The 2874-nt window shown below is 39.6% G+C and carries 4 protein-coding genes; 3 read left to right on the top strand and 1 reads right to left on the bottom strand.

Annotation, left to right across the window (positions count from 1 at the left end):
- Positions 1 to 349 precede the first annotated feature (349 nt).
- On the top strand, positions 350 to 1141 hold the full coding sequence (locus WB217_RS16805; protein WP_423994429.1) for an enoyl-CoA hydratase: 792 nt from the start codon (positions 350 to 352) through the stop codon (positions 1139 to 1141).
- 102 nt (positions 1142 to 1243) lie between these two features.
- On the opposite strand, the gene WB217_RS16800 is transcribed toward WB217_RS16805, so the two are convergent.
- The gene (locus tag WB217_RS16800) at positions 1244 to 1429 is read right to left on the bottom strand and encodes a YhzD family protein (protein ID WP_423994427.1); all 186 of its coding nucleotides are present in this window, start codon (positions 1427 to 1429) and stop codon (positions 1244 to 1246) included.
- Between the two features lie 147 nt (positions 1430 to 1576).
- Between WB217_RS16800 and WB217_RS16795 the strand changes: the two genes are divergently transcribed.
- Together WB217_RS16795 and WB217_RS16790 are read left to right on the top strand one after the other, a co-directional pair.
- Entirely contained in the window at positions 1577 to 2476 is a 900-nt protein-coding gene (locus WB217_RS16795) for an ABC transporter ATP-binding protein (protein ID WP_423994426.1), read from the top strand.
- Positions 2469 to 2874: ABC transporter permease (locus WB217_RS16790; RefSeq protein WP_423994425.1), on the top strand; the 406-nt coding region annotated here is incomplete at its 3' end. The genes WB217_RS16795 and WB217_RS16790, both read left to right, overlap by 8 nt.

Raw genomic sequence — 2874 nt, 5'->3', positions numbered from 1 at the left:
AGAAGGAACCTTAAAACATATGATTCGCAATGCCAAGAATCATTATAAGGATTGTGCTGTCTATGGGCTTCTTCAGGAAGATTATTTTAAAAATGTGCAGTTATTAAATAATATCTAAAAAATTATTAGGAAAATTTTTTTTAGGTTATTGGGCTAACGGGAGCTTTAATGGAATAAACAAACGGGAACTTCTAAAAATGGAAGTTCCCTTATTTTTACTTGAAAATAAACAATATTATGTAACATAGCCTAAGATTAAAAAATCAAAATAATTAGAAAAATAGTTTTTAAATATAGCTTTACCCTTTATAATAGAATTGATTAAAGTAATTTTAGGAGGGGTTGCAGGGTGACGATTGAATCTTCCACTGAAACTGTCAAGCTGGTGATTGATGGCCGGGTAGCGGTTCTGGAACTGAACAGGCCAGAGGCATTGAATGCGCTTGATGTTGAAATGATTAGGGGAGTCAGCGCCAATTTAAAAGAAATCTGTAAATCAGATGAAGTTGACATCGTCGTAATAAAAGGAGCCGGGCGTGCGTTTTCTGCTGGCGGGGATATTAAGACGATGCTTTCGAATACAAATGAAAGCGATTTCTACCATGTGATGGATTATATCCATGACCTGATTGTTACCTTGTACAGTATGCCAAAAGTGACGGTAAGCGCAATTACTGGTGCTGCTGCCGGACTTGGTTTCAGTCTCGCACTAGCAACGGATTACATAATTGCAGAACCATCAAGTAAAATCGCAATGAATTTCATAGGGATTGGATTGATACCTGATGGCGGAGGACACTTTTTCATGGAAGAACGTCTGGGGGAAACCAAGGCAAAGCAGCTGATATGGGACGGAAAGACACTTTCCGCGAATGAAGCATATCGTCTTGGCCTGGTTGATGAGGTTCCGGATGGAGATTTTACCGGGGCAGTCGAAGCCAAGGTACAGGAATGGCTTGGTAAACCGATTCAGGCAATGATCAAAACGAAAAAAATTCTTGCCGAGAAAAACAGGCCATCATTATTGAAAATCCTTGAGCTTGAAAAATACGGCCAGTATAAAATGCGCCAGACCGAGGACCACCAGGAAGGAATCAAAGCATTTTTGGAGAAAAGAAAACCGGACTTCAAGGGGAAATAACAGGTACACAGAGATTTAAAGCCTGATTAATTAAAATTAAGCAGATTAGCAAATTATCAAAAAAGCAAAGAGGCTCGGACCTCTTTGCTTTTTTAGCTGAACTTATGGACGGAACAAAATCAATTTTCCTCTTGGTGATGTGCAGCGGTGTGTTTTGCCGCTAAGGTTTTTTTCTTCAAGCATTCTTGCACCTATTTCTTTTGCTTCTTCATCGTTTCCTGCCTGGAAGGATTCGTCGATTAATTTTTCTCCATTTGGTTCAAAGGCTGTTAGCTTGTAAGTTTCCATAACAAATACCCCTTTGTTAAAAAATTCAGATGATTACTATTATTTTTGCATAATTTTATTCATTATGCAAAACAAAATACCTATAAAGATATGAAACTATTTCCAATCAATAACGTAATAAGTAAGGGGAAAAGGAGGAGAATCAAAATGGTTTTAGAACTCGAACATGTTACAAAGCGATTCGGCGGATTCACTGCAGTGAACAGGCTTTCACTTAATATACCAGAAAAAGAAATGTTCGGTTTTCTTGGTGCAAATGGGGCTGGGAAGACGACAACTTTCAGGATGATCCTTGGACTGCTTGATGCATCTGAAGGCAAGATAACATGGGATGGAAAGCCGATAAATTATAGTACCAGCAGCATTATCGGATATTTGCCGGAAGAAAGAGGGTTATATCCTAAGCTTAAAGTTCGGGACCAAATTGTCTATCTTGCAAGGCTGAGAGGAATGCAAAAGCAAGCGGCGATCAAAGAGCTGGATCATTGGCTGAATCGTTTCAAGGTCCCTGAGTACGCGGATAAAAAGGTTGAAGAGCTTTCCAAAGGAAACCAGCAAAAAATCCAATTCATTGCAGCAGTCATTCATAAACCAAAGCTCTTGATTCTTGATGAACCATTCAGCGGCCTGGATCCAGTTAATGTTGAGCAGTTAAAAGAGGCTGTGGTTGACCTGAAAAATGGAGGAACAACCATTGTGTTCGCCAGCCACCGAATGGAGCATGTGGAGGAGATGTGCGAACATATTTGTATTATGCACAAGGGAAGCCCAGTGGTCCATGGTTCCTTGAAGGAAATTAAACGATCCTTTGGGAAAAAGAATTTAGTGATTCATGCTGATTTTGATATAGCTTTTCTGAAAGATTATCCAGGCGTGACGAAAGCAAAGCAGACTGCTGAAGGTATCCATCTGCAAATCGAGGGGGAGCAAATTGCTGAAGGGATTTTACAGAAAATTGTAGGCAAGGGGTTTATCCGCAAGTTTGTCCTAGAAGAACCAAGCTTGAATGATATCTTTATAGAAAAAGTAGGTGATTCATATGAATAACTTTTTTATCATTTTATTCCATACTTACTTGAGTAAATTTAAAACGAAATCTTTCATGGTGACGACAATCATTACAGCAGTCATCATGCTGGCTTTAGCCAATATGACGAACATCATCGATTTTTTCAATAAAGATGGTGCGGATGACAAAATCGCCGTGATTGATGAAACTGGGCAGCTTTATGTGCCGCTAAAAGAGCAAATAAAGGCTGCGGATAAGGATATTGTTCTTGAACAATATGATGGAAATGCAAACCAGGCAAAAAAAGAAGTCGAGGAAGGAAACTATAAAGGGTTGCTGGAGCTATCTCTTAACAAAGAGGGCCTGCCCGCCGCATCTTATAAAGCAATGAGTATTGCGGATTCCACCGTTCCTGCCGACTTGCAGGCTTCGCTGC

It is taken from the genome of Mesobacillus sp. (assembly GCF_049588175.1).
Taxonomy (GTDB): Bacteria; Bacillota; Bacilli; order Bacillales; family Cytobacillaceae; genus Mesobacillus.
The sequence above is the reverse complement of the archived record's forward strand: the minus strand, read 5'-3'. Positions and strand labels throughout refer to the sequence as shown.

Coding starts and splice junctions, on each gene's coding strand:
- WB217_RS16800 (WP_423994427.1), bottom strand. CDS start 1,429: ATGGAAACTTACAAGCTAACAGCCTTTGAACCAAATGGAGAAAAATTA.
- WB217_RS16795 (WP_423994426.1), top strand. CDS start 1,577: ATGGTTTTAGAACTCGAACATGTTACAAAGCGATTCGGCGGATTCACT.